The following is a 17,161-nucleotide window of genomic DNA, read 5'->3' on the forward strand; positions in this document are numbered from 1 at the left end:
CAGTTCAAAACGGGCGGACCTCACAAGGGTCCGCCCGTTTTCTTTCACAGTGAATATTACCCATGCTCAGTGAAATCGCATTTTACGGTGCTGTTGAGACCGGCCTCATCTATGGCCTGGTTGCTTTCGGCATTTATATCTCGTTCCGTGTCCTCGACTTCCCCGACCTAACCGTTGACGGCAGCTTTCCTCTGGGTGCCGCAGTGGCCGCCATTCTGATCATAAATGGCTGGAACCCCTGGATCGCCACCGGTGCGGCCATAGTTGCCGGTATGGCCGCCGGTGCGGTAACGGCGATCCTCAACGTCAAGCTGAAGATTCTTAACCTGCTGGCCTCCATCCTCACCATGATCGCGCTCTACTCCGTGAATCTTCGCATCATGGGCCGGCCCAACCTCGCGCTGCTGACAGAAGAAACCGTCCTTACCCCCTGGTACGATCTGGACCTTGCCTACCATCAGGTCCCTGTTCTGCTGTTCATCATCGTCGTGGTGGTAGCCCTGATTCTCCTGTGGCGTTTCATGAAGTCCGAAACCGGGCTGGCCATGCGCGCCACAGGCGCCAACCCCAGAATGGCCCGGGCACAGGGTATTGCTACCGGCGCAATGATCATTCTCGGCGTTGCCGTGTCCAATGGCCTGGTCGGTCTGGCTGGCGCCCTTTTTGCCCAGAGCCAGGGCGCCGCCGACGTCACCATGGGTGTCGGGGTGATCGTTATCGGCCTAGCCTCCCTGATCGGTGGCGAAGCAGTGATCACGCCATCGACAGTCATGCGTGCCCTGCTCGCCTGCGTATTCGGTGCCATCATTTACAGACTGGCAATTGCCTTTGCCCTGAACGCAGACGTGCTCGGCCTCCAGGCTCAGGATCTCAACCTGATTACGGCGGTACTGGTTACCCTGGCGATCGTTCTGCCCGGCGTGCGCAGCTCCGTGATTGCCAAATTCACCCGAAATAAGGCCTGAGGAGGCGACATGATCAGTGCAAGCGATCTCCGACTGACCTTTGGCAAGGGAACGCCACTGGAAAATCCCGCGCTCAGGGGTATGAGCCTTACCGTCAATCAGGGTGAATTCGTGACCGTGATCGGCAGTAACGGTGCCGGTAAGTCGACCTTTCTGAACGCCCTTTCCGGTGAGGTTCTGGTGGACAGTGGTGAAATCATTGTGGACAACGTCGACGTCACCAAACTGCCAACGCACAAGCGCGCTGGCCGGGTTGCGAGAGTGTTCCAGGACCCCCTGGCGGGCACCTGCGAGGCGCTCTCCATTGAGGAAAATCTGGCGCTCGCCATCAAGCGCGGCCAGCGACGGGGTCTGACGACCGCAGTGAAGAAGCAGTATCTGGAGCAGTTCCGGGAAAGTCTGTCTTCGCTGAATCTGGGGCTGGAAGACCGGCTCGGTGACAAGATGGGGCTGCTGTCCGGCGGCCAGCGCCAGGCCGTGAGCCTTCTGATGGCCAGCCTGACCCCATCCGCCATCCTGCTACTGGACGAGCATACCGCTGCCCTCGACCCTAAAACCGGCGCGTTCGTGCTTGAGCTAACAACCCAGATTATTGAGCAGCAAAAACTGACCGCTCTGATGGTGACACACAGCATGAAACAGGCTCTGGAGGTCGGCAGCCGAACGGTCATGCTTCACCAGGGCCAGGTGGTTTTCGACATCGCTGGAAAAGAACGGGAGGGTCTTGAGGTAACGGACCTACTGGGCTTGTTCGAGAAACAGCGGGGCCTCTCCGTGGACGACGACAGCCTGCTTCTTGGCTGACAAAAAAGGCGGGCTTATCTCCCGCCTTTTTTATCCGACATCACACCGGGCTCAATGCCCGTATATCAGCATTGAGGTATTGGTGATCGCCAGGTTATCCAGTGCCATGGAGCCAATGGATGTCCCACCGACTATGACACCGCCAATGCGGATATCCGCTTCGAAGGTCTGGAGGTCAATAGCAAGGCTTTCGACATTCCGGGAATTCGGCGCCTTGTACATATCCAGCTCAACATATGCGAACAACCTGAGGGGCTGAGGGGCCTGCAGATCATAATCCGCCCCGGTCATCTGGAAATCACGAATGCCCAACGCCAGAAACGGTACATCGAAGTCCAGGTCGTCAATGGCAATGTCGGTCTTGAAATTCAACTTGTCCGTCGCAGTGTCGATTCGAATCGTGCCGGAACCGATCAGGGCGTCCATGTTGAAGTTATCAAAAACCACGGTGGAACCACCGGTTCCCGTCAGGTTCCAGGCTCCCGTGGAAATCCGCAAATCGACAGCGTTAAACGACAACGGCAGCAGGTTGATGATGGCGTCGCCATCACTGGCCACGTCGATATTGATCCGTATGTTATCGAGCGTATCAGTAGCCGAACCGTTGAGGTTCAGGTTCATTTCGGAAAACATATCGGTTCGATTGGCACCACCGACAAAGATGTCGTTCACTTCCAGTGACCCCTCATCGGTGTAGATAAACCGATCAATGTTCAGCTTCGTCTCAAGCTCGATGGTGACACCGGCCTGGCCGGTGATATTCCCCATCGCGGATTCATCCAGTCTCTGGATTTCCGCTATGGCCGCAGGAGGGGCACCTGCAACGCACAGCGCTAGCAAGGAAGGTTTCAGGCCTTTCATCATTCGTTCCTTTTATAGTAGTTATCACTTCCTGTGGGCCACTGCAGTATTCGACACCACCTCAATACTCTAGCGACACGTCCGAGCAAGGTACGTGCAGGGGTCACAAAATGGTTGCCATCTACAACCATTCGAGGAAATTTTCGGGTATTTTTTAACCACAACATATAGTGTTGATGAATAGTTATCCGCAAGCTCCGGTTTTGACGGGATTTTCGTTCTTTCAAGGCTCCAGCGATTGATTTTCCCTGAGCTATCTCTCCAATCAATAGTTGCGTTCTTGTTCACATAACACTATATCCTGTTATACTTTTCGAAAAATAAGCCCACATATAGGGCTACCGACTTCCACAGGCATTTGTCTCAGTACAGATCCAGAAGCGGCTCAAGCCGGGCCGGCAACAACGATTCAACGGAAAAACCGGGTTATCCGGGTGCGTTTTAGCTCAAAAAACATCCACTACATATAGTGGTCAGCAACGCACCGTCGGCCTAGGCCTGGATTATAGAATTCAAGGGGTGCAGCGCAGTCATACAGGATAGCGCTGTCAAAAGAAGACATACTGGAAATACCGAGGGTGGCAATGAACGCTAAGGCACAGGCAGTGGTTACTACAATTCCGATGCAGGAAGCTTCGCTCGACATCTGGAACAGCAAATATCAGCTGAAAACCAAGACTGGCGAGCCCGTCGACAAGGACATCAATGCTACGTACGAACGCGTGGCAAAGGCACTGTCTGAAGTTGAAAACAAGTCCGTACGCAGCAGGCACATGAAAGACTTCATCTGGGCCCTGCAGCACGGCGCCATCCCGGCCGGACGTATCACATCCAACGCGGGTGCCGAAGCCCACAAGCCGGCAACGTCCACCATCAACTGCACAGTATCCGGCTCCGTTCAGGATTCCATGAACGACATCCTGGAGAAGAACCACGAAGCCGGCCTGACGCTCAAGGCAGGCTGTGGTATCGGTTATGAGTTCTCCACCCTGCGTCCGAAAGGCGCTTACGTCGCTGGCGCCGGTGCGACCACGTCGGGTCCGTTGTCATTCATGGATATCTTCGACCGCATGTGTTTCACCGTATCCTCTGCCGGTGGCCGCCGTGGTGCCCAGATGGCCACCTTCGACGTGCACCACCCGGACGTGATCGATTTCATCCAGGCCAAGCGCGAAGACGGCCGCCTGCGCCAGTTCAACCTGTCACTGCTGATCACCGAAGACTTCATCGAAGCCGTTCGCAATGGCGACGACTGGCACCTGTCTTTCCCGGTCACCCAGAAAGAAGTGGAAGACGAGGAACTGGACCTGAGCGATACCAGCCAGTTCGTTTACCGGGACTTCCCGATTCTCAAGGGTTACGTGGTTAACGATGAAGGCAAGGTGGCGTGCCGTATTTACCGCACCCTGAAAGCCCAGTTCATCTGGGACACCATCATGACCAGCACCTATGACTACGCCGAGCCGGGTTTCATCCTGATCGACAAGGTCAACCAGATGAACAACAACTGGTTCTGCGAAGACATCCGCGCTACCAACCCCTGCGGCGAGCAGCCTCTGCCCCCGTATGGCAGCTGCCTGCTGGGCTCTGTGAACCTGACCATGTTCGTGGACTACCCGTTCACCGACAAGGCCAGCTTCAACTACGAGAAATACCGCAAGGTTGTGGCCATCTTCACCCGCATGCTCGATAACGTGGTAGAGATCAACGGCCTGCCGCTGGCCGAGCAGCGCCACGAAATCACCTACAAGCGCCGCCACGGCATGGGCATCCTGGGCCTGGGTTCTACCCTCGCCATGCTCCGCATGCCCTACGGTTCTGAGGAATCCGTAGAGTTCACCGAAGAAGTCGTTCGCGAAATGGCCGTGGAAGGCTGGCGCCAGTCCCTGGCCCTCGCCGAAGAAAAAGGCGTGGCGCCGATTATGGACGACGAGTTCGAGATCACGCCGAAGATGCTGGGCAAATGCCCTCAGCTGTCCAAAGACGGCTACAAGCTGGGCGACAAGCTCAAAGGCCGGGTACTGCACGCCAAGTACAGCAAGTACATGCAGCAGATTGCCAATGTGGAGCCAAAACTGGTGGAAGAACTGGCCGAGAAAGGTGGCCGCTTCACCCACCACACCTCCATCGCGCCGACCGGTACTATCAGCCTGTCACTGGCCAACAACGCCAGTAACGGTATTGAGCCAAGCTTCTCGCACCACTACGCCCGGAATATCATCCGCGAAGGCCGGAAGACCAAAGAGAAAGTCGACGTATTCTCTTTTGAACTGCTGGCATACCGTCACATGGTTAACGCGGGTGCCATGCCGTTCTCCGAAGAGGACGACAAGAGACTGCCGGCCTACTTCACCACATCCGACGATGTGACACCGGCACAGCATGTGGACATCCAGGCCGCCGCCCAGAAGTGGGTAGATTCCTCGATTTCCAAGACCGCCAACGTTCCGACAGACTTCGACTATCAGGACTTCAAGGGCATTTACCTGTACGCCTACGACAAGGGCCTGAAGGGCTGCACCACGTTCCGCTTCAACCCGGAAGCCTTCCAGGGCGTTCTGGTGAAGGAAAAGGATCTGGAAAATACCCTTTACGAGTTCACCCTGGACGATGGCAGCAAGGTAACGCTGAAGGGCAACGAGCAGGTAGAATACGACGGCGAAATCCACAACGCCGCCAACCTGTTTGACGCACTCAAAGAAGGCACCTACGGCAAGTATTGATCCGGGAACCCGACACAGGACAACGAACATGACAGTCAAAATCAGCAACAAAATCGTCGGCTACCGCGTAAAGAAAGCCGACCCTGAAGCGACCACCGAACACCAGGCGCCGGTGCATGCGGAAATGAAACCCGTTCAGATGAACGAATACATCGAACGGCCGGATTTCCTGCTGGGCACCACCTACAAGATCAAGCCGCCGGTGGCCGAGCACGCGATGTACATCACCATCAATGACATCCTGCTCAACGAAGGCACCGACCACGAAAGCCGGCAGCCGTACGAAGTGTTTATCAACTCCAAGTCGATGGAACACTTCCAGTGGGTTATCGCCCTCACCCGCGTTATCTCTGCAGTATTTCGCAAGGGTGGCGACGTAACCTTCCTGGTGGAAGAGCTGCGGAGCGTATACGACCCCAACGGCGGCTACTTCAAGAAAGGCGGCGTATTCATGCCGTCCCTGGTCGCTGAAATCGGCGCTGTGATCGAAAAGCACCTGAAGGCCATCGGCCTGCTGGAAAGCGAGGAAATGAGCGAAACCACCAAGCGCATCCTCGCCGAAAAGCGCGCCGAGTTCGAAGCCAGCCACACCACGGCAACGAACGACGACAAGGCCAGCGACTTCCCGCCCAACGCCACCATGTGCGGCAAGTGCAGCACCAAGGCGGTGATCGTGATGGACGGTTGCGCGACCTGCCTCTCTTGCGGCGACAGCAAGTGCGGTTGAGGTGATTAAGCAGTATTGACGAGAAGGCCCGGAATGAGAACTCCGGGCCTTTTTGTTTGGGGCGAGTGTAATTATCTGGCTGCGGTCTGCTTGCTGTTGGGCGTCAAGGCGGCGTATCTGCCAAATCGAAGCGTTTACTTGCGATCCGCGCCCTAAGGACGCAGCGGTGCCACACCGTTTGTTCGAGAGGGGAAACCCGTGGCAGAGGCAGTAATGCTTAGCCGTGAGGTCCGTGCCGAGGCACTGGCAAGTGCTGGTTTCAAACGAATCTGACTGCAGCGGATGTTTAACGCACCCGCCGATGAGGTTTGGGCTCTGGTCAAAAGGAGCGACACCTTATTGTTCGTTACCCGCGGGTTTCTTGGTTCTTCCGGATTGTTCCAGCGTGGAGGCATTCAATAGCCTTACAAGAGGTTAACGACAGTAACCGGGTGCTTTTTACCAAGGAGAATGGTGGCCTGGTTACCGTCTGGAATCATCATATTCAGGTAAGCCCTGACCAAACCGAAACCTGTACCTATACTGATGATGTTGAGTTTAAACGGGAGCTCTGACGTTCTTGGTGTGGTTGTATGCAAATATCTTTTACCGCTACAGGCAGTATTGGTGGCATGCGTTGCTTCGTAGAACGTCTCAGCAAGCATAACCCGTCAATTAAGTTCGTCCCCGGCTTGCCGGTCGTCCACCGGACGCCCCTGTCGGGCCGTCGCTTATGTCAGCGTTATGCCGGAAATGGAGAAATCCGATGCCAGTCTATAACAATGAAGAAGTCGAAATATTCGAGTTGCCCGGGATCAAGCATCAAACCGTCGGTGGACTTAAGCAAGGAGTCGAGTCCATGGAGGTTTGGATGCAGTCAATCGCTCCAGGGGCATCCACTCCAGCCCATTGCCACGACTGTGATGAGGTGATCATAATTCTGAGCGGTTCCGGGGAATGCACTGTAGCTGGTGAAACAACGAAGTTCGGGCCAAATTCGACCTTAATCATTAAGCCTGATGTTGTTCATGACATTGTTAATACTTCTAGCGAAGAAATGAAGCTCGTGGCTGCTCTGGGAATGGGGCCGGTTCGTGTAAAAACGGATGAGGGGAAGCCGCTAGCAGTGCCTTGGGAGCAATCCTGAAATTGCAGCATTGACCTGCCCCCTTGAGATTGCAACGTTGGCGCCCTGGTCATCGGGCGGCGTCGCCCAGTCCTCGGCCAGGACCGACCGAGCGGATTCGCGCACGCGCCCAGGATAGTCGGTGGGGAAATACCACAGGTTCTCTATTTCTGTATTGCGCAGCCCCCGCATCTCCGGGCCAAGATCGGTGCGCATGTACATGCGGGCCGCGTTGAGCGCAACGTCATCATCGGTAACCGTAACGATCATTTCCTGCGCCAGATCGCTGGCAGAAGGTAGCCGCTCAAGGAACCGGTCGAGTTCCACATCGGCGGCGGCAAATACGACCGAACCGAGTCGATAGCGTTCACGCAGTTGATGGCGATCGAGATCTGGATGGTTTCGCCGCAGTTCGTCGTAGAGAACCGGCGTGGGCATTAGCGTAACCCGTTTATCACTTGCGCATCCGGTACATGGCTATGGGAATAGTCATGGTTTTAATTGCCAAAAAGGCGCGGGAAAATAAAGGGTTTGATACCACTGTTTTTATATCCATGGCCGTTAAAGACATTTTTGAGATACGGTGTAAAAAAGTGAGTCAGAAGCATCACCGCGAAACCCATCGTAACCGGAAACCGGCATGCCCATACCCGTGGTTCACCATCCAGACTACAGTTTCCCGTTTCCTGAACGACACCGTTTTCCGATGGAGAAGTTCGGGCTGCTTGCGGATTACGCGCGTTCGAAGGGGCTGCTTGGCCTCAGTAACAGTTACCGCCCCGCGCCCTGCCGTCAGGCATGGCTGACTCACACCCATTGCCCGGATTATCTCTCGCGCTTCGCCGGCGATCGACTCTCCGCCCGGGAAACAAGACAGATGAATCTGCCCTGGAGCAAGGGACTGGTCAGGCGTACTTTTCTGGCACCATCCGGCACGGTTCTGACGGCGCAGCTGGCCCTGCAAAATGGCATTGCCTGCCACCTGGCCGGTGGTACTCATCACGCGCATTTCGATTACGCCGCCGGCTTTTGCATCCTCAACGATCTGGCCATAGCCGCCAACGTGCTTCTCCGGCAGGATGGCATTGAACGGGTGCTCATTTTTGATTGTGATGTGCATCAGGGTGACGGCACCGCTGCGTTATTGGCCGATGAGCCGAGGGCCTTCACCTGCTCTGTTCACTGCGAGCGCAATTTCCCGTTTCAGAAACAGGTCAGCGATCTGGATGTCGCTCTGCCGGACGGCATGGGTGACGAGGACTACCTGGCGGCCGTCAGTGAGACACTGCACAAGGCTTTGGCGTTGTCGAGGCCAGACATTGTGCTCTACGACGCGGGGGTGGATGTGTTTCAGGGTGACCCTCTGGGTAAGCTGAACATTTCCGAGCCGGGCATTCGGGAACGGGATTATCGAGTGCTCAGTGAACTGAAACGTCGTGGCATTCCCGTGGCTACCGTGATTGGCGGAGGCTACGATGACGATCGGGTGAAACTGGCAAGGCGTCATGGGATTATCGTGGAAGAGGCCAGCCGTGTGTTTGGCGCTGACTGATTGAAACGTTCCAAAAACCGGGACAAATCTAGTTTTAATTCTCATCTTGAGCGGATAGAAGGAGCACCCATATGACCGGCCCTCTCGACGGCATCCGGATTATCGACCTGACGGCCATGATATCCGGCCCCCTGGCCACCATGATGCTGGCTGATCAGGGCGCGGAGGTGATCAAGGTCGAGAATCCCGCAGGTGGTGATTTCACGCGTTTCGCCGCCAACCGGCAGGGTAATGTGTCAGCGTCGTTTCTCAACAACAACCGCAACAAGAAGTCCGTCGCGCTCAACCTGAAAGAGCGGGAGGGTCGTGACGCCCTTCTGAAGCTGGTGGCCACCGCCGACGTGTTTGTCCAGAATTTCCGCCCCGGCGTGATCGAAAAGATGGGTCTGGGTGAGGACGAATTGCGCAAGGTGGCACCGAACCTCATCATGGTGTCCATCAGCGGCTTTGGTGATACTGGCCCCTACGCCCAACGCCCGGTTTACGACCCGCTGATTCAGGGCCTGTCCGGGCTGGCCACGGTGCAGGCCGGCGCGGATGAGCGGCGTCCGCAGCTGGTCCGGACCATCCTGCCGGACAAGCTCACCGGTGTCACCGCCGCCCAGGCCATCACCGCCGCCCTGTTTGCCCGCGAGCGCACCGGCGAAAGCCAGCATGTGCGCCTGTCCATGCTGGATGCCATCATCGCGTTCCTGTGGAGTTCCGACATGGGCAGTCAGACCTTTGTGCATCGCGAGTTACCGCAACAGGAGGCCGCCAGTTTTCAGGACCTGATCTACGAAACCACCACCGGCTACATCACCATTGCGGTGCAGAATGACCGGGAGTGGCAGGCGATGATCCGCGCGGTCAACCGGCCGGAATGGGCAGAGGATCCGAGGTTTCTGACCGCCGAACTGCGCCAGGAAAACATCGACGCACGGCTCGATCTGATCCAGTCCGTGATCCGGACAGACTCCGCCGAGCACTGGCTGGAACGGCTCGAAGAAGAACAGGTGCCCTGCGCCCCGGTGTTGACCCGGACTCAGGTGCTGGGCCACCCACAGGTTCAGGCCAACCACCTGTTGAAGAACTACGACCACCCGCAAGCCGGTCACATTCGCCAGACCCGCACTCCGGCCCGGTTCTCAGCCGCACCTGAGCAACCCTGGCAAGGCGCTCCGACCCTGGGCCAACACACCAGCGCCCTGCTGGCAGATTGCGGCTATTCTGGGGAGGAGATTCAGCAACTGATAGATTCAGGGGTGGCCCGCACCGCTCTCTGTGAGTGAAGGATAAAGTACAGCCATGACAGCCTACGTAATTGGCAACATCACCGTAAAAGATCCGGGTAAATGGGTGGACTACCGGAGCCGCGTTCCCGAAACGCTGGTGCCCTGGAGTGCCGAGCTTGTGCTTCGCGGAACGAAGGCGAAAGTTCTCAGCGGCCAGTACCCTCATACAGACACTGTGGTTATTCGGTTCCCGGACATGGAGTCCGTCATTGAATGGCACAACTCCACCGCCTATCGGGCCCTGGTTCCCCTGCGGAAAGAAGCAGCGGATGTGGATCTGATCACCTACGAAGCCGATTGACAGGAAGGCTGCCTATGCAATGCGCTCTGGTTTATGACTTCGACGGCACTCTCGCCCGCGGCAACTGCGCCGAACACGGACTCATGCCCGCCCTGGGCCTGAGCGAAGAGTCCGATTTCTGGCCCGCCGTGAACCGAAAGAACCGCGAGCGGGATGGCGACGAGATACTCACCTACCTCGGGGAGCTGGCCAAGCGCGCCCGCGATGTGGGCAAGCACGATGAACTGACACCGGAAAGCCTCCGGATGCACGGCCAATCCATTCCCCTGTTCCCTGGCGTCGAGGACTGGTTTGACGGCATCAATCGTTTTGCCAGCGACCAGGGCATTGCCCTGAGCCATTACATCGTTTCCAGCGGTCTGGAAGAGATGATTCGCGGAACGCCGGTGGCGAAGCATTTCAAAAAGATCTTCGGCTGCCGCTACCACTACGATGAAGACACCGGACACGCCAAGTGGCCCGCCGTTGCCATCGACTACACCACCAAGACCCAGTACCTGTTTCGCATCAACAAGGGCATCGAGAACAGCTGGGATAATGTCACCATCAATGAGTACATTGAACCCCGGGATCGCCCCTTTCCCTTCGACCACGTGATCTATTTTGGTGATGGCGACACGGACATTCCGGCGATGAAGATGGTCAAGGCTCAGGGCGGGTGCAGTCTCGCGGTTTTCGACGGTGACAAATGGGGTGAGCACACGACACAAGAGAAGATCGAGAAGCTTATTTCCGAAGAGCGGGCGAACTATGTGGTGCCGGGTAACTACAACACAGGGAGTCAGCTGGACGTTACTGTCCGGGGAGTCCTACGGCTGTATAAACGAAAGTATGGCTGACCCACGGGACCAAAGCACAATCGCTCGCAACCGGGAATATGAGCTTTGCAATCCCAGGGAAACGCGCTAGGTTAAACGTTTCTGGCAGGAGCAACATTATGGCTGGTGGCTGGGCCCGTGATGGGGCCGTTCAGGATCAGATCGATGCAAGTGTGGAAGACGCCGTAGCCGAGGCCCGCAGCCGGCTAGGCGCGGGTGAAAGCGCCGCTTTCTGCGAAGAATGCGACCGCCCCATTCCAGAGGCACGGCGTAAAGCCATTCCGGGTGTACGTCTGTGCATAAATTGCCAGGCTGAAATTGAAAAACAGGAAACAGCTTCAGGTGGCATTAACCGGCGCGGCAGCAAAGATAGTCAGCTGAGATAACCGGACGCCGGACGCACCGTTATATTTCAAGCCACTCGCTGGCGTCGTTTTTCACGGTCAGCATTCTCACCCTTTCGAAACCTTCATCACTGAATAGGCGGTTCCGCCGAAGAATGCCGCCAGCTTCCTTCAAATCAAAATGGTTTGAAGCAGAATTCATGGGAGCACTACTGCGCTTTGTGTCTGGTATGTTGGGCGTCATGGTCATTACCTGATGAACACAGCAGATAAAGGACATACTCAATGAAAACCATTGGCCTGCTCGGCGGCATGAGCTGGGAATCTACCCAAACCTACTACCGGCTGATCAACGAGGGAGTAAAAGCCCGCCTCGGAGGCCTCCATTCCGCGAAAATGGTTCTCTATAGCGTCGACTTCGCAGAGATCGAGGCGCTCCAGCATAAAGGCGACTGGGCGGAGACCGCCCGAATTCTCTCCCGGGCAGCGCGGTCACTTCAGGACGCAGGGGCGGATTTTCTGGTGATTGGCACCAATACCATGCACAAGGTGGCGCCGGAGATTGAACAGGCCATCCGCATTCCCCTCCTCCACATTGCCGATGCAACGGCGCAAGTGCTGGCACAGGATAACGTTACCACTGTGGGCCTGTTGGGCACGCGGTTTACCATGGAACAGGACTTTTACCGTCAACGGCTGGAGGATGCGGGCATTCACGTGATTACCCCGGATCAGGCTCAGCGGACGGTGGTTCATCAGGTGATATACGAGGAGTTGTGCCGGGGTGAAATCAATCCGGCATCCCGGGAAGCTTATCTGGGGATTGTTGCCTCACTTGCAGAGCGCGGGGCCCAGGCGGTGATTCTGGGTTGCACTGAAATAGGCCTGCTGATCGAGCAGGCCGATACTACCGTTCCGCTTTACGATACAACGGAAATACATGCCGCCCAGGCAGTTGAGAAGGCGCTCTCTGGGCGGTGAATATCGGCCACCACAACCCGGACACCCTTTGCAGCAAACGCCAGTGCCGTCGCCCGGCCAATACCGGCCGCTGCGCCGGTGACTACGGCAACAGCCTGTTCGCCTAAGCTATAACCCGGGTGGTTTTTCAGGTAACTGGCAAGGATAGGTATGGCTGGTAAAGCAAACAAAAAAGGCGGCGTTTCGAAAGCCTCGAAACGCCGCCTTTGGTGGTTATCTGCACCCTATCCCAGGGACACAGATGATCTCTCATTATGCGAGATCAAAACGGTCGGCATTCATCACCTTGGTCCATGCCGCAACAAAGTCATTCATGAATTTCTCTTTGTTGTCGTCCTGCGCATAGACTTCAGCGTAGGCACGAAGGATGGAGTTGGAACCAAACACCAGGTCAACCCGGGTAGCGGTCCACTTCACGCTGCCTGACTTGCGATCGACAATCTCATAGTCGTTTTTGCCGGTTGGCTTCCAACTGTTGTTCATGTCGGTCAGGTTTACGAAGAAGTCCGTGGTCAGCTGACCTTCGCGATCGGTGAATACGCCGTGCCTGGCGCCACCGTGATTAGTGCCCAACACCCGCATGCCGCCAATCAGCACGGTCATTTCAGGTGCAGTGAGACCCATCAGCTGGGCACGGTCCAGCAACAGTTTTTCCGGGCTGACGGAGTAGTCCTTCTTGAGCCAGTTGCGGAAACCATCGTGGATGGGCTCCAGCGGCTCGAAGGAATCAACGTCAGTCTGGTCCTGGGTTGCGTCACCGCGCCCTGGCGCGAAGGGTACCGTTAAATCGTGGCCGGCAGCCTTGGCGGCCTGCTCAACGCCCACGTTCCCCGCCAGCACAATCACGTCCGCAAGGCTGGCGCCTGTTTCGGAAGCAATGCCTTCAAGAACACCAATCACCCTGGACAGACGCTGCGGTTCGTTGCCTTCCCAGTCTTTCTGGGGTGCGAGGCGAATACGGGCACCGTTGGCACCACCACGCATGTCTGAACCACGGAAAGTCCGGGCGCTGTCCCATGCGGTGCTGACCATTTCAGCGATGCTCAAGCCACTATCAGCGATCTTGTTCTTGATCGCATCCACATCGTAACCGGTACTGCCGGCAGGAACCGGATCCTGCCAGATCAGATCTTCGTCCGGGACTTCCGGGCCGAAATAACGGTCTTTTGGGCCCATATCACGATGGGTCAGCTTGAACCAGGCACGGGCAAAGACATCCTCGAAGTAAGCCGGGTCGTTGTAGAATTTTTCGGATATCTTGCGATAGTCCGGATCTACTTTCATGGCCATGTCGGCGTCAGTCATCATCGGCATGCGGCGGATGGAGGGGTCCTCCACGTCAACCGGCATATCCTCTTCCTTGATATCTGTTGGCTGCCACTGGTTGGCACCGGCCGGGCTCTTGGTCAGCTCCCACTCGTGGTTGAGCAGCATGTCAAAGTAGCCGTTGTCCCACTTGGTAGGATTGGTGGTCCACGCGCCTTCCAGACCACTGGTGATAGCATCGCGCCCGATGCCACGGCTCTTGTGGTTATTCCAGCCCAGACCCTGCTCTTCAATCGATGCCGCTTCAGGCTCGGGGCCGAGGTTATCGGCATCGCCATTACCATGGCATTTGCCAACAGTGTGGCCACCGGCAGTCAGGGCAACGGTTTCTTCGTCGTTCATGGCCATGCGGGCGAATGTCTCGCGCACGTCATAGGCCGTTTTCTGCGGGTCAGGCTTGCCATCGACACCTTCAGGGTTCACGTAGATCAACCCCATCATGACTGCAGCAAGCGGGTTCTCCAGGTCGCGCTCGCCAGAGTAACGGCTCTTGGAGTTGTCACTGGGGGCGAGCCATTCGTCTTCCGCGCCCCAGTATATGTCTTCCTCGGGATGCCAGATGTCTTCACGGCCGAAGGAGAAGCCAAAGGTTTTGAACCCCATGGATTCATAGGCCACGTTACCGGCCAGAATAATCAGATCTGCCCAGCTGAGTTTGTTCCCATACTTTTTCTTGATCGGCCAGAGCAGACGACGGGCCTTATCCAGATTGCCGTTGTCCGGCCAGGAATTCAGGGGTGCAAAACGCTGGTTACCGGTACCGGCACCACCACGGCCATCCGCGATTCGGTAGGAGCCAGCCGCATGCCACGCCATCCTAATCATCAGGCCGCCATAGTGGCCCCAGTCTGACGGCCACCAATCCTGGCTACTGGTCATCAGGTCGTTAAGATCTTTCTTGAGGGCGTCTACATCAAGCTTCTTGAGCTCTTCCCGGTAGTTGAAGTCCTGGCCCAGTGGGTCAGACTTGGTGTCATGCTGGTGGAGAATGTCCAGATTGAGGGCCTCAGGCCACCATTTCATGACATTCCTGTGTTCGGTGGTATTGGCCCCGTGCATGACGGGGCATTTGCCCCCCGTGCTGTTGTTGTCCGTCATATCGTTCTCCCTTTATCACTGCGTCGGTCAAAAAATTTCAGCCTTTCTGCTGTGACTTAGGTTCAATATAGATGAACAACAACCAATTAACTAAATTTGCTTTTCCTACCAGGCTGATTAGATTTTGACTATCGCACTAAGGGATAATCAGGCAGTCTCGGTACTCTCTTCTGCAAGCGCTCTTACCCTTGCGAAATCCTCTTCACTGAACACGCCATTCACACCCGAAATTGCGGCCAGTTTCATGCCGTGTTTCAGTCCAAGCTTGTAGACTTCCCGGACCTTTTCCCACTCGATGTTACGGCCCAGGGTAAAGTTCTCGAACTTCCCTTCCAGACCAAGCACGATTGTCTCTGCCAGACAGGCATAGGCGATACCTTTCGGCAGGCCGATGTCTTTCATCCTGACGTCACCGGGCAACTGGATTTCGCCGGATTCAATCACCAGCACATCAGGCCGTTTGGCGACATCCTCGGCAGAAATATCCAGGGGACGGGCAACATCCGTGATAACGCAGCCAGGTTTCACCTTCATGATATCCAGTATGCGCTTACCCGCACCGGAGGTAGCTGTGACAATCATGTCCATATCAGCAAGGTCCCTGTCAGCGGAACCCGCCACGTGCACAATGGCTCCGGGTGTCTCCTGCTCGATACTCTCTTTCAGTGCCAGGAGCTTTGCCGGCTCTGGAGCCGCCAGATAGATTTCGTCCACCGCCTTGGCAAGTAACCTGGCACAGACGGAACCAATCGCACCCGTGGCACCCACCACCATCGCCTTGCCGGCCATTTTTCCGCTTTCACCGACATGTACACGGCCAATTTTCAGGACGGCATCGTGGGCGGCCCAGAGGGCTCCGGAGGCACTGTAGCTGTTGCCTGTCGTGATCGGCAACGGTGCCCGCTTGGCGACGGTTATACCGGCATCACCGACTACCTTTGTAAAGGCTCCCAGCCCCATGATCTGAGCGCCAAGTTTTTTGGCCAGTTTGGCTGCCGCCAGCAACCTGCTGTACGTGAACTCCGGACCATGGGCCATGATTTCCCGGGGCGTTCCGCCAACGGTAATCAACCAGCCCTCGACCTCATCACCCGTGGGTGACGTTATGCCGGATACTTTCGAATAGAGAAATGGCGGTGTATAGGCAACGGCCTTTTCCACCAGATTCATGACTACGGGCGGGGACACATTGGCAATCCAGTCCAGCGGCGGCGTCTTGGTAAGGTATTGCTGTGAGAGCGGATGGATGACAAAGGCGAACCGGTTCACACGGCGGTAGCCATTCGGATACAGAATCCGCGGTTCCACTCCAAGCCGCTCAATCACGTCCAGGTAATCGTCAGGACTGAGCTGTTCCGGTGTCCGTGCAAGTGCCGCGCTGATCATGGCTTCCATGATGTTGACACCAATGGGCCGGCCTTCCAGCCACGGGCTGTAATCCACCACCATTGCAACTTTCCGGGCGCGCATCCAGTCCAGCGCAGATTCCGTCACCCTGGAGGTGATAATGGTTTTACCGTCCAGTTCATCTTTACCGAAATTCTCCAGGTCACCAATGGCTCCGACAATGACATGGGATTGCTGAACCGCATGGTGCAGCGATCCTTTCACCAGCCCTTCGCCAAGGCGATAGAGTGGAGTCCGGAGAATTGTCTCGACCGCCTTCACTGCCGTTGGCCGGAACATAATCGGAGCGGTCAGGGAGGTATAGGTTTCGAGCTGCTTGAGCGACGTCAGCATTCGCGGCACGCCAAAATCCATATAGGGGTCCGCGAAAAACAGGTTGTCGGTATGTTCGGCCAGTGACTTGGCAATGCGATATCCGGCCTGTCCGTTCATGAACAGCACCCGTGCATTGTCAAAAAAATGTCCGAGTTCAGACTGGGTATGGCGTATGGCCCATTCCTGCAGGATTCCTCTTAAACCGGCGCCGGTGGTGACCGATTTATCGGGAACCAGGGCCTCAAGGCGCGCTGTTTCCGGATGCTCGAGCTGTTCCCGACCCACCTGGTAGTGATCGTGAATCATGCTCAGGCCAATGGCGTCGGCCTGGTCACGAACCGACTCCAGGACAGACTCGGCGCGGGACAAATCACCGTCAGTGCCAATCCGGAGGATCCGAAAGGACTGCCCTAGAAATTCCGTTTCCAAATCGTAGTCGTATTCGGAAGAGCCCTGGCTGACACTAACCACCGTTTTCATATTTCAGTCCTTCTATCCCTGTTGTTGTATACATCAGCCTAAAACACAGACAGCAACTTTACCTTAGCGCAGATCAAATT

15 protein-coding genes and 1 pseudogene are annotated in these 17,161 nt (G+C 56.4%); 11 read left to right on the plus strand and 5 right to left on the minus strand.

Annotated elements, in window-relative coordinates; genetic code table 11:
• The first annotated feature begins 62 nt into the window (after positions 1 to 62).
• Both KFJ24_RS07460 and KFJ24_RS07465 read left to right on the plus strand, forming a co-directional pair.
• Complete coding sequence (locus KFJ24_RS07460; RefSeq protein ID WP_250830443.1) at positions 63 to 965, plus strand: ABC transporter permease; 903 nt, start codon at positions 63 to 65, stop codon at positions 963 to 965.
• A gap of 9 nt (positions 966 to 974) precedes the next feature.
• A complete protein-coding gene (locus KFJ24_RS07465; protein ID WP_250830444.1) occupies positions 975 to 1,769 on the plus strand; it encodes an ABC transporter ATP-binding protein in 795 nt (264 codons plus the stop codon).
• A 51-nt stretch (positions 1,770 to 1,820) separates the two neighbouring features.
• Here the strand turns inward: KFJ24_RS07465 and KFJ24_RS07470 are convergent, their stop codons facing one another.
• A complete protein-coding gene (locus tag KFJ24_RS07470; RefSeq protein WP_250830445.1) occupies positions 1,821 to 2,630 on the minus strand; it encodes a DUF6160 family protein in 810 nt (269 codons plus the stop codon).
• A 584-nt stretch (positions 2,631 to 3,214) separates the two neighbouring features.
• Between KFJ24_RS07470 and KFJ24_RS07475 the strand changes: the two genes are divergently transcribed.
• The 3 genes from KFJ24_RS07475 to KFJ24_RS07485 all read left to right on the plus strand — a co-directional run bounded on the left by KFJ24_RS07475 (position 3,215) and on the right by KFJ24_RS07485 (position 7,206).
• Positions 3,215 to 5,353, plus strand: coding sequence for an adenosylcobalamin-dependent ribonucleoside-diphosphate reductase (locus KFJ24_RS07475; protein WP_250830446.1), 2,139 nt, complete (start codon positions 3,215 to 3,217; stop codon positions 5,351 to 5,353).
• Positions 5,354 to 5,381: 28 nt separating this feature from the next.
• A complete protein-coding gene (locus KFJ24_RS07480; RefSeq protein ID WP_250830447.1) occupies positions 5,382 to 6,080 on the plus strand; it encodes an NrdJb in 699 nt (232 codons plus the stop codon).
• Between the two features lie 745 nt (positions 6,081 to 6,825).
• Positions 6,826 to 7,206, plus strand: coding sequence for a cupin domain-containing protein (locus KFJ24_RS07485; RefSeq protein ID WP_250830448.1), 381 nt, complete (start codon positions 6,826 to 6,828; stop codon positions 7,204 to 7,206).
• Here the strand turns inward: KFJ24_RS07485 and KFJ24_RS07490 are convergent.
• Positions 7,180 to 7,623, minus strand: a complete 444-nt coding sequence (locus KFJ24_RS07490; RefSeq protein WP_250830449.1) for a hypothetical protein — start codon at positions 7,621 to 7,623, stop codon at positions 7,180 to 7,182. The two genes, KFJ24_RS07485 and KFJ24_RS07490, sit on opposite strands and share 27 nt — an antisense overlap.
• Before the next feature lie 202 nt (positions 7,624 to 7,825).
• On the opposite strand from KFJ24_RS07490, the gene KFJ24_RS07495 reads away from it, so the two are divergent.
• The 6 genes from KFJ24_RS07495 to KFJ24_RS07520 all read left to right on the plus strand — a co-directional run bounded on the left by KFJ24_RS07495 (position 7,826) and on the right by KFJ24_RS07520 (position 12,455).
• Complete coding sequence (locus KFJ24_RS07495; protein ID WP_250830450.1) at positions 7,826 to 8,737, plus strand: histone deacetylase family protein; 912 nt, start codon at positions 7,826 to 7,828, stop codon at positions 8,735 to 8,737.
• A 71-nt stretch (positions 8,738 to 8,808) separates the two neighbouring features.
• A complete protein-coding gene (locus tag KFJ24_RS07500) occupies positions 8,809 to 10,008 on the plus strand; it encodes a CaiB/BaiF CoA transferase family protein (protein ID WP_250830451.1) in 1,200 nt (399 codons plus the stop codon).
• Positions 10,009 to 10,024: 16 nt separating this feature from the next.
• A complete protein-coding gene (locus KFJ24_RS07505; protein WP_250830452.1) occupies positions 10,025 to 10,312 on the plus strand; it encodes a DUF1330 domain-containing protein in 288 nt (95 codons plus the stop codon).
• A gap of 14 nt (positions 10,313 to 10,326) precedes the next feature.
• Positions 10,327 to 11,151, plus strand: a complete 825-nt coding sequence (locus KFJ24_RS07510; RefSeq protein WP_250830453.1) for an HAD family hydrolase — start codon at positions 10,327 to 10,329, stop codon at positions 11,149 to 11,151.
• Between the two features lie 98 nt (positions 11,152 to 11,249).
• Entirely contained in the window at positions 11,250 to 11,516 is a 267-nt protein-coding gene (locus tag KFJ24_RS07515) for a DksA/TraR family C4-type zinc finger protein (RefSeq protein WP_250830454.1), read from the plus strand.
• 243 nt (positions 11,517 to 11,759) lie between these two features.
• Positions 11,760 to 12,455 (plus strand): aspartate/glutamate racemase family protein, encoded by a 696-nt coding sequence (locus KFJ24_RS07520; protein WP_250830455.1) that lies wholly within the window; start codon positions 11,760 to 11,762, stop codon positions 12,453 to 12,455.
• On the opposite strand, the pseudogene KFJ24_RS07525 reads toward KFJ24_RS07520, so the two are convergent.
• The 3 genes and pseudogenes from KFJ24_RS07525 to KFJ24_RS07535 form a co-directional block, all read right to left on the minus strand.
• Positions 12,455 to 12,586, minus strand: a pseudogene (locus KFJ24_RS07525) (SDR family NAD(P)-dependent oxidoreductase); the annotation flags it as partial. The gene KFJ24_RS07520 and the pseudogene KFJ24_RS07525 overlap by 1 nt on opposite strands.
• 121 nt (positions 12,587 to 12,707) lie before the next feature.
• Positions 12,708 to 14,879 (minus strand): catalase/peroxidase HPI, encoded by a 2,172-nt coding sequence (gene katG, locus KFJ24_RS07530; protein WP_250830456.1) that lies wholly within the window; start codon positions 14,877 to 14,879, stop codon positions 12,708 to 12,710.
• A 147-nt stretch (positions 14,880 to 15,026) separates the two neighbouring features.
• A complete protein-coding gene (locus tag KFJ24_RS07535; protein WP_250830457.1) occupies positions 15,027 to 17,081 on the minus strand; it encodes a dehydrogenase in 2,055 nt (684 codons plus the stop codon).
• Between the last annotated feature and the right edge of the window lie 80 nt (positions 17,082 to 17,161).

Source organism: Marinobacter sediminum, from assembly GCF_023657445.1.
In the GTDB taxonomy this organism is placed as follows: Bacteria; Pseudomonadota; Gammaproteobacteria; order Pseudomonadales; family Oleiphilaceae; genus Marinobacter; species Marinobacter sediminum_A.